General features: G+C 48.7%; 13 protein-coding genes and 2 pseudogenes. 7 read left to right on the top strand and 8 right to left on the bottom strand.

Going from position 1 to position 15028, the window contains the following annotated elements:
* The first annotated feature begins 9 nt into the window (after positions 1-9).
* Both hslO and ELR70_RS06520 read left to right on the top strand, forming a co-directional pair.
* Positions 10-855, top strand: a complete 846-nt coding sequence (hslO, locus tag ELR70_RS06525; protein WP_054017538.1) for an Hsp33 family molecular chaperone HslO — start codon at positions 10-12, stop codon at positions 853-855.
* Between the two features lie 259 nt (positions 856-1114).
* A pseudogene (locus ELR70_RS06520) lies at positions 1115-2652 on the top strand (phosphoenolpyruvate carboxykinase).
* A gap of 97 nt (positions 2653-2749) precedes the next feature.
* Here ELR70_RS06520 and ELR70_RS25350 read toward each other — a convergent pair.
* Genes ELR70_RS25350 through ompR form a run of 4 tightly spaced genes read right to left on the bottom strand, consistent with a single transcriptional unit; the run spans position 2750 to position 5515 of the window.
* Positions 2750-3130, bottom strand: coding sequence for a hypothetical protein (locus ELR70_RS25350; RefSeq protein ID WP_241566356.1), 381 nt, complete (start codon positions 3128-3130; stop codon positions 2750-2752).
* A gap of 11 nt (positions 3131-3141) precedes the next feature.
* Positions 3142-3453 carry a hypothetical protein gene (locus ELR70_RS25345; RefSeq protein WP_241566355.1) on the bottom strand — a complete coding sequence of 104 codons (312 nt, stop codon included), beginning with the start codon at positions 3451-3453 and terminating at the stop codon, positions 3142-3144.
* Positions 3446-4795 carry a two-component system sensor histidine kinase EnvZ gene (gene envZ / locus ELR70_RS06510; protein ID WP_054017536.1) on the bottom strand — a complete coding sequence of 450 codons (1350 nt, stop codon included), beginning with the start codon at positions 4793-4795 and terminating at the stop codon, positions 3446-3448. Before envZ ends, ELR70_RS25345 begins: the two co-directional genes overlap by 8 nt.
* The gene (ompR, locus tag ELR70_RS06505) at positions 4796-5515 is read right to left on the bottom strand and encodes a two-component system response regulator OmpR (protein WP_054017535.1); all 720 of its coding nucleotides are present in this window, start codon (positions 5513-5515) and stop codon (positions 4796-4798) included.
* A gap of 210 nt (positions 5516-5725) precedes the next feature.
* Here ompR and greB point away from each other — a divergent pair.
* A pseudogene (gene greB, locus ELR70_RS06500) lies at positions 5726-6198 on the top strand (transcription elongation factor GreB).
* 85 nt (positions 6199-6283) lie between these two features.
* Positions 6284-8620: a Tex family protein gene (locus ELR70_RS06495; protein ID WP_054017534.1), complete on the top strand. Its 2337-nt coding sequence runs from the start codon at positions 6284-6286 to the stop codon at positions 8618-8620.
* 74 nt (positions 8621-8694) lie between these two features.
* Here the strand turns inward: ELR70_RS06495 and ELR70_RS06490 are convergent, their stop codons facing one another.
* From ELR70_RS06490 to bioH, 3 genes are all read right to left on the bottom strand, one after another.
* Positions 8695-9597: a putative metalloprotease CJM1_0395 family protein gene (locus tag ELR70_RS06490; RefSeq protein WP_054017533.1), complete on the bottom strand. Its 903-nt coding sequence runs from the start codon at positions 9595-9597 to the stop codon at positions 8695-8697.
* Positions 9597-9905 (bottom strand): hypothetical protein, encoded by a 309-nt coding sequence (locus ELR70_RS06485; RefSeq protein WP_054017532.1) that lies wholly within the window; start codon positions 9903-9905, stop codon positions 9597-9599. Before ELR70_RS06485 ends, ELR70_RS06490 begins: the two co-directional genes overlap by 1 nt.
* Positions 9906-10008: 103 nt before the next feature.
* Positions 10009-10746, bottom strand: coding sequence for a pimeloyl-ACP methyl ester esterase BioH (gene bioH, locus ELR70_RS06480; RefSeq protein ID WP_054017531.1), 738 nt, complete (start codon positions 10744-10746; stop codon positions 10009-10011).
* Positions 10747-10803: 57 nt separating this feature from the next.
* Here bioH and ELR70_RS06475 point away from each other — a divergent pair, with 57 nt between their 5' ends.
* Positions 10804-11478, top strand: a complete 675-nt coding sequence (locus tag ELR70_RS06475; protein WP_054017530.1) for a phosphoribosyltransferase family protein — start codon at positions 10804-10806, stop codon at positions 11476-11478.
* Here the strand turns inward: ELR70_RS06475 and ELR70_RS06470 are convergent.
* Entirely contained in the window at positions 11475-14009 is a 2535-nt protein-coding gene (locus ELR70_RS06470) for a M14 metallopeptidase family protein (RefSeq protein WP_054017529.1), read from the bottom strand. The two genes, ELR70_RS06475 and ELR70_RS06470, sit on opposite strands and share 4 nt — an antisense overlap.
* A 155-nt stretch (positions 14010-14164) precedes the next feature.
* Here ELR70_RS06470 and nfuA point away from each other — a divergent pair, with 155 nt between their 5' ends.
* Positions 14165-14740: a Fe-S biogenesis protein NfuA gene (gene nfuA, locus ELR70_RS06465; RefSeq protein ID WP_046007063.1), complete on the top strand. Its 576-nt coding sequence runs from the start codon at positions 14165-14167 to the stop codon at positions 14738-14740.
* Positions 14741-14746: 6 nt separating this feature from the next.
* Positions 14747-15019, top strand: a complete 273-nt coding sequence (locus tag ELR70_RS06460) for a hypothetical protein (protein ID WP_054017528.1) — start codon at positions 14747-14749, stop codon at positions 15017-15019.
* The last annotated feature ends 9 nt before the right edge of the window (positions 15020-15028 follow it).

Genomic DNA, 15028 nt, shown 5'->3' with positions numbered 1-15028 from the left:
TCTGAATTGATGCAACAAGATTTACTTCATCGATATATTTTCGATCAACTCGATGTACGTGGCGAACTCGTACAAATTGAACACACCTTTAATGACATTATCAGTGGCCATGACTACCCTAAGGAAGTACAAACCCTGCTGGGCGAGCTATTACTTGCGTCCAGCCTGTTGACTGCCACATTAAAGTTTGAAGGCGACATCACTGTGCAATTGCAAGGTGATGGACCGGTCAAATACGCCGCCATCAACGGCGATCACAAGCAAAATATGCGTGGTATTGCCCGTCTGCAAGGTGAAGTAGCAGGTAGCAGCGTTCAGGATCTGATGGGCAAAGGCTATATGGTGATCACCATTACTCCTGATAAGGGCGAGCGCTATCAGGGCGTTGTACCGCTGAGTGGCGAGACCCTGGCTGCCTGCCTGGAAGACTATTTTGTTCAGTCTGAACAATTAAAGACTCGTTTGTGGTTTGCCACTGATGTCAGTGGCGAGCGCGCTAAAGCGGCCGGACTATTTTTACAGGTGCTGCCGGTAGACAAAGCCAAATCTGAAGAAGACTTCGTCCATCTGGAAGCACTCAGCAACACCATTAAAGATGAGGAATTACTTACGCTTGACGCGCAAACAGTTCTGACACGCTTATATCACGAAGATAACCCACAGTTGTTCGAGCCACAGGAAATTAATTTTGTCTGTGGCTGCAGCCGCGATAAAACCATCAGCGCTTTGGTTAACATTGGTCGTGATGCATTACTTGATGATGTTAAAAAGCAGGGCGAGATCAATATCAGCTGCCATTACTGTCTGAAAAATTACCGATTTGAGGAGCAAGATATTAAGGCAATTTTTAATTAGCCAGGCTACTTTTATCAAATTGGAGACAAGCCGCCATTTTGGCGGCTTTTTTGTCGCTAAAAATTGATACCGGTGTCATTTTAAGGTCACATTTCATGACACCGGTATCATTGAAATTATTCGATTTTTTTGACAAATTTATGGCGTTTTACCCTGTTTCAGGGCTCGAATATCTGAATTTCATCTGTTACTATGATTTCAGCTTTTGGTGAAACTTCTCCAGAGCTATCCCGTTCAATTCTCACATTTAGGTATAAACATGACTTCAAGCGCTACTCGTTTTGTCGATTTAACTGCAGCTGAACTTGTCGAACACGCCATCCGCCGTGGTGAAGGGACTTTGGCCGCAAATGGAGCTTTTGTAGCAAAAACTGGCCGCCGCACAGGGCGTTCACCTAACGACCGTTTTATCGTTAAAGAGCCAAGCACAGAAAATGACATCCAATGGGGTAACGTTAACCGCCCATTCGATGCAGACAAATTCAACGCGCTGTGGGCCCGTGTAGAAGCACACGTGAACAGCAACGACCACTTCGTCTCTCACCTTGAAGTGGGTTCAGATCCTGAACACTATTTACCCGTTGTTGTAACAACAGAAACAGCCTGGCACCATATTTTTGCCAAGAACATGTTTATCGAGCCTGAAAAATACAATGCAGCTGATTTACCCCAATGGCAGGTGATGAATGTACCTTCTTTCGTTTGCGACCCTGAGCGCGACGGAACAAACAGCGACGGTACAGTGATCATCAACTTTGCAGAGCGCAAAGTGCTTATCGCAGGTATGCATTACGCCGGTGAAATGAAAAAGTCTATGTTCTCTGTACAAAACTTCCTGTTACCAGCGAAGGGCGTACTACCTATGCACTGTAGTGCAAACGTAGGCGAAGCAGGCGACACCACATTATTCTTCGGTTTGTCTGGCACAGGTAAAACAACTTTGTCGGCAGATCCTAAACGCTTCCTGATCGGTGATGATGAACACGGCTGGGCACCTGGCAGTGTTTTCAACATTGAAGGCGGTTGTTATGCAAAATGTATCGACCTGTCGCAAAAGAACGAGCCGGTTATCTGGAACGCAATCAAGTTTGGTACCATTCTTGAAAACGTAGTTTTGGATGAACAGCGTGTTCCTGATTTTAATGACACTAGCCTGACACAAAACACTCGCGCAGCTTACCCGCTTGAGCACGTTGAAAAACGTAAAGTAGAGAACCGTGCAGGTGAGCCTCGCGCAGTGGTTTTCCTGACTTGTGACGTGAGCGGCGTACTGCCACCGGTATCTATTCTGTCTGAAGAAGCCGCAGCTTACCACTTCCTGAGTGGTTACACTGCAAAAGTGGGTTCAACAGAAATTGGCTCAACCTCAGACATCGAGTCAACCTTCTCAACGTGTTTCGGCGCACCTTTCTTCCCGCGTCCGGCAGGCGTTTACGCAGAGCTTCTGATGAAGCGCGTGCGTGAATTCAACTCAAAAGTTTACCTGGTTAACACCGGCTGGACTGGCGGTCCTTACGGCATTGGTAAGCGTTTCGATATCCCAACTACACGTGCTGTGATTGACGCTATCGTTAACGACACACTTGAAGGCGTAGAAACACAGCATATTGAGGCGTTAAACCTGGACGTACCGGTTGCAGTACCAGGCGTAGACAGCAAGCTGCTTAACCCAGTCAACACTTGGGAAGATAAAGCGAAATATGCTGAGTATGCATCTAAGCTGGCTGCAGACTTCGAAGCCAACTTCGCAAATATGATGTCTCTGAAGCCATCAAATCAGCTGGTCCTCGCGGCTAAGCAGACTTAGATTCAGATTCCTTTATCAAAAGCGCCCCTCGTTGGGCGTTTTTTTATACCTGAATTTAGTATCGAACTGAAATCGAGCGCAGCCTGACTAAAACAGATTTTTAAGCTGTTTCCAGGCTGTGGCGAGAAGCTGCCTTAAGGTCACCGGGATCACGGTAAGTAATGCCACCCCTTCATCAAAGTTAGGATTCATTGCACAGTAATGGGCTATTTCTGCTTTGTCACTGGCTTTAAACTGAGCGACTTCCACAGCCGAATAACGTGTTTTTCGCCCTACCAGTTTGAGACACAGTAACCCATTCACGTCACACTCAAGCCCAGTCGGATTTAACGCCTGATACAACCGAGACTCCGTCGATGAGCCTGTTGTGGTTGGGTAAACAGTGGCAATGTTTTTTGCCATGGCGCGGAACATGGCAGGGCTAAGCATGGTATCTGCATATAACAAGGTGCGCCAGGGCCGGCGCATATAAGCCTTGGTTACCTCAAGAATAGAAAAGAAAAAGTATTGTTCTTACCCCGAAACTGCGGTAAAAACCCGGCCGATGCGCCAATCACGCAAAATGCTTGATGGCTGTCATCAAAGGTTAGCAAACAGTATCCAGCCAGTTCCCCAGCCTCACTGTAATAGAGTCTCAGCCGCCGATGAATTGGCCCCGCTTGCTCAAAGTAGTAAGCAAAGTACTCGTCAGGTTCTATCCCTTCAAAGCACTGCGCAATGATACTAAGCAGCTGAGCTTTGGTTGCTGCCCCCAGACAGCCAGGCAAATACGATAAGTCGCGCTTATTCACTGGGTTTTTGCTGCTCAGGTACACTATTCATGGAGCCGAATTTTTTCGCCACCGGTAGCATAACTTCAGCGCTCAGGCCGCCTTCTTTACGGTTACGCAGCCGGACTTTTCCACCATGAGTGGATACTATTCGCTTAATGATAGCAAGGCCTAAACCACTTCCCTCACTACCACGAGCCTGATCTCCTTGCTTAAATGGCTCAAAGAGGGATTCTAACTGTTCTTCGGGGATCCCAGGCCCCCTGTCCTTAACCTTGATAAAGACCGCTTTGTGACGAGCGCTGAATTCAGTCATCACCTCTATCTTATCCTCAGAATAACGGATGGCATTCTCAATCATATTGGTTACCACGCGCTTCAGTGCAACATGGTTCATCATTACAGCAGGGATATTTGCCGTCGTCGTCAGAACGATTTCTCTTTGATGCTGTTGTTCAGCATGCACCACCTCTTCAACAACCGCATTGACATCATCCAATACCATTTCTGCGCCGTTATGATGCCTCAGGTACTCAATAAACTGATCGATGATGGCATTCATGTCTTCAATATCGTCGATTATTCCTTCTTTTAAATAGGCTTCCTCATCCGACATCATTTCCGTCGCTAAACGAATACGCGTTAGTGGCGTTCTTAAATCATGGGATACCCCCGCCATCAATAAACGTCGATCGTTCTCAAGTTCTGCGATCCCTTTGGACATTTTATTGAAGGCACTCGTTACTTCGATAACTTCTGTGGAGCCATGTTCAACCAGGCGGGTAGAAAAATCACCGACTCCAACCCGACTGGCCGCAATCTGCAAGGCCTTAAGTGGCCGATTCAGGTGCCGAGCGAACAACCAGCCTCCGAGTACGCTTAAAAAGCCGATACTGGAGAGATAAAATACGAGAAATTCCATTTTAGTTTCAGAGAAACCAGTAAGTGGCACCCGAACCCAGTAACCCGGTGCCTGAGGCGCTTCTACCCAATACACAACGGGATCACCCTGGCTGATCCGCACCCGGGCAGACCCATTGAGCTGCTCAGACATACTGCGTGATAGCAGAGTATATTCCTTTGCCTCTCCAAGCCCATTGCGGTATGCCTCGCGCTGCGACATGACCTCAATGCCTGTGATCTCAAAAAATTTTTCCGATAAAGCAGAGTCAACCTCAACGCCTTCTTCCCAATCAATGAACACCGTTTTGACCTGCTTGGCAAGCATCAGGTTAACCTGCTCAAAAGTCGGTTTAAACACGTACAGAGTCACCGTAATGTAGGAAACAATTTGATTGATCAGCAGCAGCGCACCGACAAAAAATACCGTCTGTCCAAATGCACTGCGAGGCAGGATACTCATTTACTTCTCGCCGTCCGGGACAAAAACATAACCCAGGCCCCAGACTGTCTGAATATAACGGGGGTTAGAGGCATCTTCTTCAATCATTCTGCGCAAGCGCGAAACCTGAACGTCAATGCTGCGCTCCAGTGCGCTGTAATCTCTGCCACGGGCCAGATTCATCAGCTTGTCACGACTCAGCGGCTCTCTGGGATGGCTCACCAGCGCTTTTAACACAGCAAATTCGCCGCTGGTCAGAGCAATAGTTTCGTCACCTTTTTGCATTTCCCGAGTTGCCAGGTTGAGTTTGAACGCACCGAATTCGACTTCATTTTCTTCGACCGCAGGCGCTCCCGGTACTTCTTTAGCACGGCGACGTAACACCGCCTTGATCCGTGCTAATAACTCACGCGGATTAAATGGCTTAGGCAAGTAATCGTCTGCTCCCAGCTCCAGACCAATGATCCGGTCAACTTCATCACCCTTTGCCGTCAACATGACAATGGGAATTTCATTTTCTTTTTGCCTGAGACGACGACAGATAGATAAACCGTCTTCCCCTGGTAACATGAGATCCAACACCATCAGATGAAAGTTTTCGCGTTCCAGCAACCTGTCCATTTGCTCAGAATTGGCGGCACTGCGAACGATAAAGCCCTGCTCAACCAGATATCGTTCCAGCAGGCTGCGTAAACGCATATCGTCGTCAACGACTAACACTTTAGTGGTTTCATTCCCCATTGGCATTCTTCTTGTTTCTTCTCTAGTTGATCCTAAATATAATTGAAATTAAAGCGCTTAGACACCATAAACACAGAATAAGATTGTTACCGAACGTTACAAGTGTACACCCTGTTTGGCATTGCAAATTGCCCGTTTCGTGACATTGGTATGCATCCGGATCCGGAGTACACTAAACACTTGTAGTCGTTTCACCTAAGTATGCACAAGATGAAAACCAACCTAATTACACCTGAAGGCTATCGAAAGCTTCAGCAGGAACACGATCACCTTTGGTTTGAAAAACGCCCGGAAGTGACCAAGATAGTTAACTGGGCAGCAAGTTTAGGCGATCGCTCAGAAAACGCCGACTATACTTTTAACAAGCGTTTGCTACGTCAAATAGACCGCCGCGTCCGCTATCTGCGTAAGCGCCTGCCAGATTTAAAAATTGTAGAGTACTCGCCACAGCAACAAGGTAAGGTATATTTTGGTGCCTGGGTCGAAATCGAGAATGACGATGGTGAGGTTAAACGCTTTCGTATTGTAGGACCGGATGAAATCTACGAGCGGAATGATTACATCTCTATCGATTCTCCCATGGCAAGAGCACTACTCGGGAAGTCCGTTGATGAGGAATACAGTGTAAAAACCCACAAGGGGAGATGCTTTGGTACGTCAATAAGATCGATTACACGGCCTGACCACATCCGTTCCAGATATGATATGATGACCGCAAATGCTGGCCAAGAAACAGAGTTAGCCAATTGAACTATATAAGGATTTTGCATGAGCAATATCTCAGCCCGTTTAGCTGCTGAGCTAAACGCATCACAACAGCAAGTGGATGCTGCTACCGCGCTACTGGATGAAGGTGCGACCGTTCCGTTTATTGCCCGTTATCGTAAAGAAGTAACCGGTGGCTTGGATGATACTCAGCTGCGCTTACTCGAACAGCGCCTGGGTTATCTGCGGGAGTTAGAAGAACGTCGGGCTTTCATCATTAAGACCATTGATGAGCAGGGCAAGCTCACTGAGCAGCTAGCGGCAGAACTTAAGCAGGTACAAAGCAAAACCGAACTGGAAGATTTATACTTACCCTACAAACCAAAACGCCGTACCAAGGGCCAGATTGCCATTGAAGCTGGGCTTGAGCCACTGGCGGATTTACTGTTCAATGATCCTGATCAGACACCTGAATTGGCGGCCGAAGCCTATATCAATGTCGACAAAGGCATTGAGGACAGTAAAGCCGCACTGGATGGTGCCAAGTTCATCCTGATGGAGCGCTTTGCAGAGGATGCAAAATTACTCAGCAAGTTCAGAAACCAATTAAAACAGCATGGCTACTTACAAAGTCGTGTTGTTGCGGGACAAGAAGACGCTGGCAGTAAATATCGTGACTACTTTGAACACGATGAAAAACTGTCTGGGGTCCCGTCTCATCGTGCGCTCGCAATGCTCAGAGCACGTAACGAAGGGATTCTGCAGTTGTCTATCAACCCGGAACCACAAGCAGAAGACCCCCAACAATATTGTGCCCAAATGATAGCGGATCACTACGGTCTGGATGTGTCGGGCCGCGCGGCAAGTAGCTGGTTAATGACTGTTGTGCAGTGGGCCTGGAAAATCAAACTGGCCACGCATCTTGAGAATGAAATGCTGGGTGCTACCCGTGAATATGCTGAGCAAGGCGCCATTGATGTCTTTGCCAAGAACCTCAAAGATCTACTGATGGCGGCCCCTGCAGGGCCTCGTGTGACAATGGGGATCGACCCAGGTCTCAGAACCGGATGTAAAATTGCCATTGTCGACAAGACGGGTAAGTTGCTGGCAACCACTACAATTTACCCACATGCACCACAAAATCATTGGGATAAATCTCTGCGCACACTGGAACAACAATGTCGTCAGCACAAAGTGGAACTGATTGCCATAGGCAATGGCACGGCCTCTCGTGAGACAGACAAACTAGCTGCCGAGCTGCTGAAAGCCGCCAGTGAACTGAAGCTCACTAAAGTCATGGTCAGTGAAGCAGGCGCATCGGTCTACTCTGCTTCGGAGTTTGCCGCCAATGAATTTCCGGATCTGGATGTCTCGTTACGTGGTGCCGTGTCGATCGCTCGCCGATTACAGGACCCACTTGCTGAACTGGTTAAAATTGAGCCGAAGTCGATTGGTGTGGGCCAGTATCAACACGATGTATCACAAAGTCAGCTGGGCCAGACGCTAACGACCGTTGTAGAAGACTGCGTAAACTCGGTTGGTGTCGATGTCAACACAGCCTCAGTGCCTCTGTTAACGCGTGTGTCAGGGTTAAATAAAACGTTAGCCACCAATATCGTTAAATTTCGGGATACCAATGGCTCATTTAGCAACCGAAAACAGCTGAAACAGGTAGAGCGTCTGGGGCCAAAAGCATTTGAACAGGCTGCGGGTTTCTTACGTATTGCCAATGGTGATGATCCTCTGGATGCCTCAGCGGTTCACCCTGAGGCCTACCCTGTGGTGAAAAAAATCTGCGGTAGCAAGTCACTGGATGTCACCGCACTGATAGGTAACAGTGATGTGCTGGGCAAACTGGATCCTGCCGATTATGTCGATGACAAATTTGGTGTGCCAACCATCACTGATATTCTGGGCGAACTGGACAAGCCAGGTCGCGATCCTCGTCCCGAGTTTAAAACGGCTCAGTTCAAAGCAGGGGTAGAGACCATTTCTGACCTAAAGGTTGGCATGACCCTTGAAGGCGTCGTCTCTAATGTTGCTAACTTTGGTGCCTTTGTCGATGTTGGCGTACATCAGGATGGACTCGTTCATATTTCAGCACTGACGGACAAGTTTATCTCAGATCCACGAGAAGTGGTTAAGGCGGGTGACATTGTTAAAGTTAAAGTCATCGAAGTAGACGTAGCCCGTAAACGGATCAGCTTTACCATGCGACTAAACGATGAGATCCCGGCAAGTGCAGGACAAAAACAGAGTAAGCCCGCCGCGCAAAAACCCGGAGGCAAGTCTCAACGACCAGCACAGCGAAAAGACACTCGACGTGACAATCGTCGCGACAACGGCAACGCAGCAATGGGCAATGCCTTTGCTGAAGCCTTTGCCAAGCTGAAAAAGTAATTGCTGACACACACAACGACACAGGCCCGCATAAGCGGGCCTGTGTCGTTAAGCTGATTAGGCTTATTTGCTATTTAAATTACCACCGACAGCTGAGACGCTTCTTTGGGCTTGGCAACATGACCATAAAAACCTTCTATTCTCAGTGCCCGTGACGCTATTTCAGGATCCCTGTCGATAGGCAGTGCTACCGCGAATGGATCTACCTCTTCTTCCAATCGCGCGGATTCAGGTTGCTGCTCGCTTAACTCATCTTCATTCAGACGACGAGTTTGATATCCCACAACGCGATTGTTGTTTTCATCCGCTTCTTCACCACTGATAGATTGTTTGGCAAGGTCAGCCTGAGCCTGTGCAATTTTGGCCGTTGCATCAGCTGCGATAGCTCTGTCTGCACCCGAAGGCTCTGCCGGCGCTAACGCTGCTGCACGAACCGTTTGCATTTTGTCTATGGTTTCACGCGGATCCCCGGTGGGTGCTACGTCAATCATCACTTCACCACCGACAGCATAATTGTTGCCGTCCGGACCGCGTTGATATTCATAGCTGGGCGACCCTGCATACTGACCACCCACTCTGGCATGTGCTTCTTCGTGCAGACGCACTTCCCGATCCCGGTCTTTTAGCTCTTGTAGCTGAGCTTGCTCTGCTTCCAGTTCCGCCTGTTCACGATCGCTTAGCTCCTGCGGGTCTTGCTGCTCCTGTTGATTGCCCTGCTCACCTTGTTCCCCCTCCTGACGCTCTTCAATCGTCTTACCATCTTTAAGCTGACCTGTACTATCGTACAGGCCGGAATCATCGGCAGAAAAAGTTTTTTGTTTTTCACCGTCAGATAGCGGCTTGTTTTCAGTAAACGCAGGGGAGACCGGCGCAGGTTTTGGAATAACCTCGCGGAGTTGATTGTCACGTTGCGCCGTCTCAGTGTAGACGTTCGCCGTGTTTAGGTTCATCGCCGGGGGTGGCGTTACTATATTCATTACACTTTAATATCAATCAAAGTACCCAATACTTCGTCAGCTGTACGAATAGTCTGCGCGTTCGCTTTGGCATTAAATTCCGCTACCTTTAGGTCGACCACGGCTTCATCTAATCTGGGGGGTTGTCCCACAGGTGCAGTGACGCCTTCACTACTGGATGCGCCCTGCAGTTGCCGTTGCTGTGCAACCTGCTGCTCACTTTGCTGGTCCAGTGTTGCCTTATTGATATCGGCTGCGGCTTGCTCGGCACTTTGACGGGCAAACTCAAAACCCTGAACACCTGCATTGAGGATATCATTGACTGCCATATCTCGCCCTAAAGTTAGAAAATCTCAACCTAATTATTGCTCAATTTATAGACGAAATAAAGTAAAGGCGGCAAAAATTTGCCGCTTTTTCCATTGTGGAAAACTAAAGAATTGATTTTAAATGAGTAACAAACTCATCTTTATGGGAAATAAACGGTGCATGTGATGCTTTGGGAAAGGTAAACGCCTTGAACTGCGGATTGAGTGTGGCCATTCGCTCAATCACATCGCTCGGTACCAGTGCATCGAGGCGACCAAACAGCCCGAATACAGGCTGACTGAGTGCAGCAAAATCAGCGCGGTAATCACAGTTTTGTAATGCATCCAGCCCAAGGCTGAGTGCTTTGGGATGCGCAGCTGGTAGCTGACCTAACAGCTGACGCAATTGTTTAATGTCATCCCGGGCATGTTCGCTGCCCATAGCCTGAATCGCAAGAAATCGCTCGATGGTTTTGGCGCTGTCATCTGCCAGTGCTTGTTTAAACCCTGCCAGCACTTTCGGTTTAATTCCAGGCCAGTCAGGCTGCTCCACAAAGCAAGGATTAGATGCCACCAGCACAAGTTTGGCAACTTTTTCCGGATATCGATGCGCCAGATTAAGGGCCACAAGTCCACCCAGAGACCAGCCAACCAGCACTGAGTCATTGCCCAATTGAGCTGCAATGTCATCTGCAACCTCATCTAAGGTGGAGATGTGTTCAGGAAATGCCGCGCCACCAAAGCCTGGTAAATTGATCGCACGAACGGGCAAAGCCTGCGTCTGCTGAAGCTGTTCAACACTCAGCTGCCATACTTGTTTATTCATTCCCCAGCCGTGCAGTAGGACAATTTCGCTTTGCATTAACTCACTTCCTCAACCAAACTTGTCGCTATGATAGCGATTCAAGGATGGAAAGCAATGTCATTATCCCGTGTAATCACACAGACTCTGTTCCCCTGCCAGTGTGCTTGTTGCCGCAACCCAACTGACACCACAGGCCTGTGCCCGTCATGTCTGGAAGCCCTGCCACTTTTCTCTCCCGCGGAGGGGAATCTGTTATTACGCCCTGATATACAAGCACAATTCAACTTGCCCGACTGTGATGGACTGATAGCCTGTGGCTGGTATCGTGGTGCCCTAAAACGTTGGTTGTGTGATTTAAAACTGCATCAGAGGAATCATGCAGCCTGCTTGCTGCGCCAGGTCATCACGCACCAGTGGCAGTGTTACTGTGAGGAGCAACTGATTGAGGCTGATGCCGCTATTATTATCCCTTTGCCTAAACACCGCTTGGTCAATCGTGGCTTTAATCAGGTGATGCAGACCTGGGGCCGAGTACTTGAAACCCAGCTATCTATTCTACCCGTTTTATCGAAACGCATAACCCGAGCCCAGCAATCGCTAAATCGCAGGGCTCGATTGCACAACCAGCGTCAGGCTTTTACCTTATCAGAAACGCTGGCTGGCAGGCGTATTTTGTTGGTTGACGATGTGATCACTACAGGGGCAACGTTAAATGCTGCCGCCCAGCTCTGTCGTCACGCTGGCGCTGAACAGATCTGGGCATGTGCTACGTGCCTGACACCGGCCTAATGAAGCGCGTGTGCGAAAAAGAGCGCATTATTAAACAATCTGCTGCTGCCATACCAGAAACCGCGAAAAACAGGGTTGTCTGTCATCGCGATGACCACTCCATTTCCATAGCTGTCAGCGACCAGAGCTGCTGATTTTGCGATTTGTGAGACATTTCGCTCATCGGCATAACCCGCCAGTAACGGCTGCTGTTGATACACAGCTACGTCCAGGAACGGGGCTTCATTGGACTCAATAACCCAGGTGCTATTTTTGAATACTGGTAAGGTGTTGTTCTCAAAACCAAAGGCCAGTGGATGGGACACATCTAATTCAGTCCCAAAAATGGCACCTGCAATACGTTGTTGTGCGGCCAGTTGCTCTTTATCTTCAAAGCGCAGCCTCTTAGTATCAAACGCCGCGCGCATTTCTTTGCTACCGATGGCTTTGGCATTGAGCAATTGATGCTCTATCAGCCACTGCGCTCCGCGCTTATGACCCCAGATCACACCACCTTTTTGAACCCAGCTGATAATGGCAGCTTGTGCTTTTTTGCTCAGCGCTGAATAGCGTCCATCAGCCAGCACAATGTGGCTATAACGACTCAGATCAACCCGCTCAAGGCGATTTAACTCTATGATACTTGGCGCAATCCCTACATGCCTGTCGAGGTGGTACCAGACTTCACCCACTTCATACTGACTGGTGCCCTGCCCTCCTACCAATAATACTTCAGGCTTGCGTAGCGGCATCATTCGACGAGAACCTAAATCGATACCCTGAGGCGTCAGACCCGAGCTGATGGCTGTAAGTGGGATACCGAGTTCCATTGCCTGTTTTATCAGCACGTGCTGCCAGTCATCCTGGTTTTGCAGTCCCGCAGGGATCACTATCGTGCCGGCATCAAAATGCTGCTCTTTGTTTTCCAATCTGGCAGTGAATGACTGCAATGCAACACGCGCTTCCAGCCCTTGTGTCAATAGCTGGTTGAGTAACTTGGGTGCCAGATAATGCTGCCATGAGAAAGCATAAGCGTACGCTTTGCCAGGCAGGGGCTCTGGTTCACTCAAGGCAGCCGGCTGCCACTGGGTGTCACTGACATTCAGACCCCAGCTGCTGGTGACCTGTGCAAAGTCCAGATCGTACGCATGTGGCAAGGTCCATCCCGATACATCGTAAAATGTATTGTCTTTAAAATGCGTTTGCTCACTGAACATAGCCAGAATGAGGCGGACCTGAGGCTGCGCCAGTGGGATGTAAAGATCCCCAGCTTTAAACAGTTGCGCTTTAATCTTCAAGGGTTTTTCCAGTCGATACGCCTTCACCTGGTGCTGGCTCAGTAGCTCAACAAACTGCTTTAATCGATAAGGATCTTTACCGGCGGACACCACATACCCCTGAAAGTCTTGTTGTTTAGCTTCTTTGAGGGCACTTGAATAAAAGTGCTGCTGGTAATCAAGTAGTGCCTGACGGTTCGCAGCCGCTCCCTGAATTGTTGAAAATGAAGTGATAAGCTGATTCTTGATCGTCTCTGGAAAGGTCAGCAAACCGTTAATGGTCTCTTGTGCATGACCACGGCTACTGGCCTGCTCAAACAGAATGCCCACTGATCCATTGATATCTGGATAGGTTGACCCTTTGCCATAGTAAAAGTCGTCAAAACTTTCCTGAGTAAAATATAGCTGACCGGTCTGGTCCAGTGCATCTGCATGAAACTGACCAATGGCCGCAGTTAAACTTTGGTTGCGCTCGGGTGTCAGTGGATGCGTGCGCGATGGGATCCCAGGCTGGAAAAAGTAGCTTGAATTAGGACCCATTTCGTGAAAATCAGCTAAAACATTAGGCTTCCACTCATGAAATGCTGCGATCCGTGCCTGAGATTCTGGGTGCTGCAACAACAGCCAGTCCCGGTTTAAGTCAAACCAATAGTGATTGGTTCTGCCTGAGGGCCAGCCTTCAACATGCTCTCTGTGTTGAGGATCGCTTGACAGTACCTGACCGCGGTGACTGTTGGCCCAGTTAGCAAATCGTGCCAACCCGTCTGGGTTCAGTGACGGGTCTAGCAATATCACGGTATCGCGCAACAAGGCATCTATTTTCTCCCCCTGAGCAGCCGCCAGGTAGTAAGCCACCAGCATGGCCGTGTTACTGCCCGATGGCTCATTGCCATGAACACTATAACCAAGCCAGACTATGGCCGGCGCCTCTTTGCGAGGCTGTGGCTGTTCAAACGCGCTCAAATGTGCTTTTTTTACCGCCTCTATGTCTCTAAGCCTGCTTTCATTGGTAATGGTCAGCAATACCAGTGGCCGATGTTCATGGCTGTGACCTATGGTCTTTATTGTTACCCGCGGGCTTGTCTCTGCCAACTTGCTTAAGTAGTGTACCAATTGCTCCGGACGCACATGCCACTCTCCGACTTCATACCCCAGCACCTCATGTGGTTTTGGAACGAGTGGATCAAATTGTTGTGTGTCATCAAAATAAAAACTCAGTGGCTTAGCGCTGAGTTGCAAACTCAACACACACAGCACGATTAACAGTCGATACATAGTTACTCCATCTACTCCGGCAATTATTAACCAGCCAGTACGCTAGCAATGAGGCTCAAGTTGCTGCAAATTTTTACGCCCAACACTAGCTACAACAAGATGAGGGGAGTATCATAGGGATTAACCGAGTAATTTAGTCAAGTATAGCGTAGATTATGATCACAATTTCAGAGACAGCTCAGTCACACTTTGCCAAGCTATTGGCCGATCAAGCCGATGGTACAAACATTCGCGTATTCGTCGTAAACCCAGGTACAGCTCAGGCTGAATGTGGCGTTTCATATTGTCCAGCCGATGCCGTTGAAGACAGCGATATCCGCTTACCATTCAATGGATTTGATGCTGTTGTCGACGCAGAAAGTGCCCCCTTCCTTGAAGAAGCAGAGATCGACTTTGTCACTGATAAAATGGGCAGCCAACTGACCCTTAAAGCGCCTAACGCGAAAGCGAAAAAGCTTAGCAACAATGCGTCACTGGAAGAACGTGTCGAGCATATGCTGGTGACTGAGGTAAACCCTCAACTGGCCAATCACGGTGGCCAGGTCAGCCTGGTTGAAATCACAGCTGAGGGCATTGCCGTATTACAATTCGGTGGTGGTTGTAACGGCTGCTCTATGATCGATGTCACACTCAAAGAAGGTATCGAAAAAGAAATGATCGCCAAGTTCGAGGAAATCACCGGCGTCCGTGATATCACCGAGCACTCACGGGGCGATCACTCCTACTATTAAATCCGTATGCGGCATTTAATATATCGCTTAGGGTCGCACCCTAAGCGTAGCCTGCGATTCTTCCTCTCTGGGCTGGCCTTATTTGTTCTGAGTATGGTGCTCATTGCCTTAGGCTATTTTTATCAGCCCTGGCTGCAACTGCCTGGAATGATAGTTCTGGTACCCGCACTGGGTGTTGCCGGTTATGGTTATCTGGGTATTTTCGCTAATCGTTTTTCTCAGGTGCTATCGGCACGAGAATCTGCTAAAGCAGCAGCCAAAAAGGCCTTTGAGGAATAATACAGATCC

Origin of the sequence: Pseudoalteromonas sp. R3 (assembly GCF_004014715.1) — a bacterium.
Lineage (GTDB): Bacteria > Pseudomonadota > Gammaproteobacteria > Enterobacterales > Alteromonadaceae > Pseudoalteromonas.
This window is presented reverse-complemented; position numbering and strand designations above follow the sequence as displayed.

Coding starts and splice junctions, on each gene's coding strand:
- hslO (WP_054017538.1), top strand. CDS start 10: ATGCAACAAGATTTACTTCATCGATATATTTTCGATCAACTCGATGTA.
- ELR70_RS06495 (WP_054017534.1), top strand. CDS start 6,284: ATGAGCAATATCTCAGCCCGTTTAGCTGCTGAGCTAAACGCATCACAA.
- ELR70_RS06470 (WP_054017529.1), bottom strand. CDS start 14,009: ATGTATCGACTGTTAATCGTGCTGTGTGTGTTGAGTTTGCAACTCAGC.
- ELR70_RS25350 (WP_241566356.1), bottom strand. CDS start 3,130: ATGCGCCGGCCCTGGCGCACCTTGTTATATGCAGATACCATGCTTAGC.
- ELR70_RS06475 (WP_054017530.1), top strand. CDS start 10,804: ATGTCATTATCCCGTGTAATCACACAGACTCTGTTCCCCTGCCAGTGT.
- ELR70_RS06485 (WP_054017532.1), bottom strand. CDS start 9,905: ATGGCAGTCAATGATATCCTCAATGCAGGTGTTCAGGGTTTTGAGTTT.
- ELR70_RS06460 (WP_054017528.1), top strand. CDS start 14,747: ATGCGGCATTTAATATATCGCTTAGGGTCGCACCCTAAGCGTAGCCTG.
- bioH (WP_054017531.1), bottom strand. CDS start 10,746: ATGCAAAGCGAAATTGTCCTACTGCACGGCTGGGGAATGAATAAACAA.
- ELR70_RS06490 (WP_054017533.1), bottom strand. CDS start 9,597: ATGAATATAGTAACGCCACCCCCGGCGATGAACCTAAACACGGCGAAC.
- nfuA (WP_046007063.1), top strand. CDS start 14,165: ATGATCACAATTTCAGAGACAGCTCAGTCACACTTTGCCAAGCTATTG.
- envZ (WP_054017536.1), bottom strand. CDS start 4,795: ATGAGTATCCTGCCTCGCAGTGCATTTGGACAGACGGTATTTTTTGTC.
- ompR (WP_054017535.1), bottom strand. CDS start 5,515: ATGGGGAATGAAACCACTAAAGTGTTAGTCGTTGACGACGATATGCGT.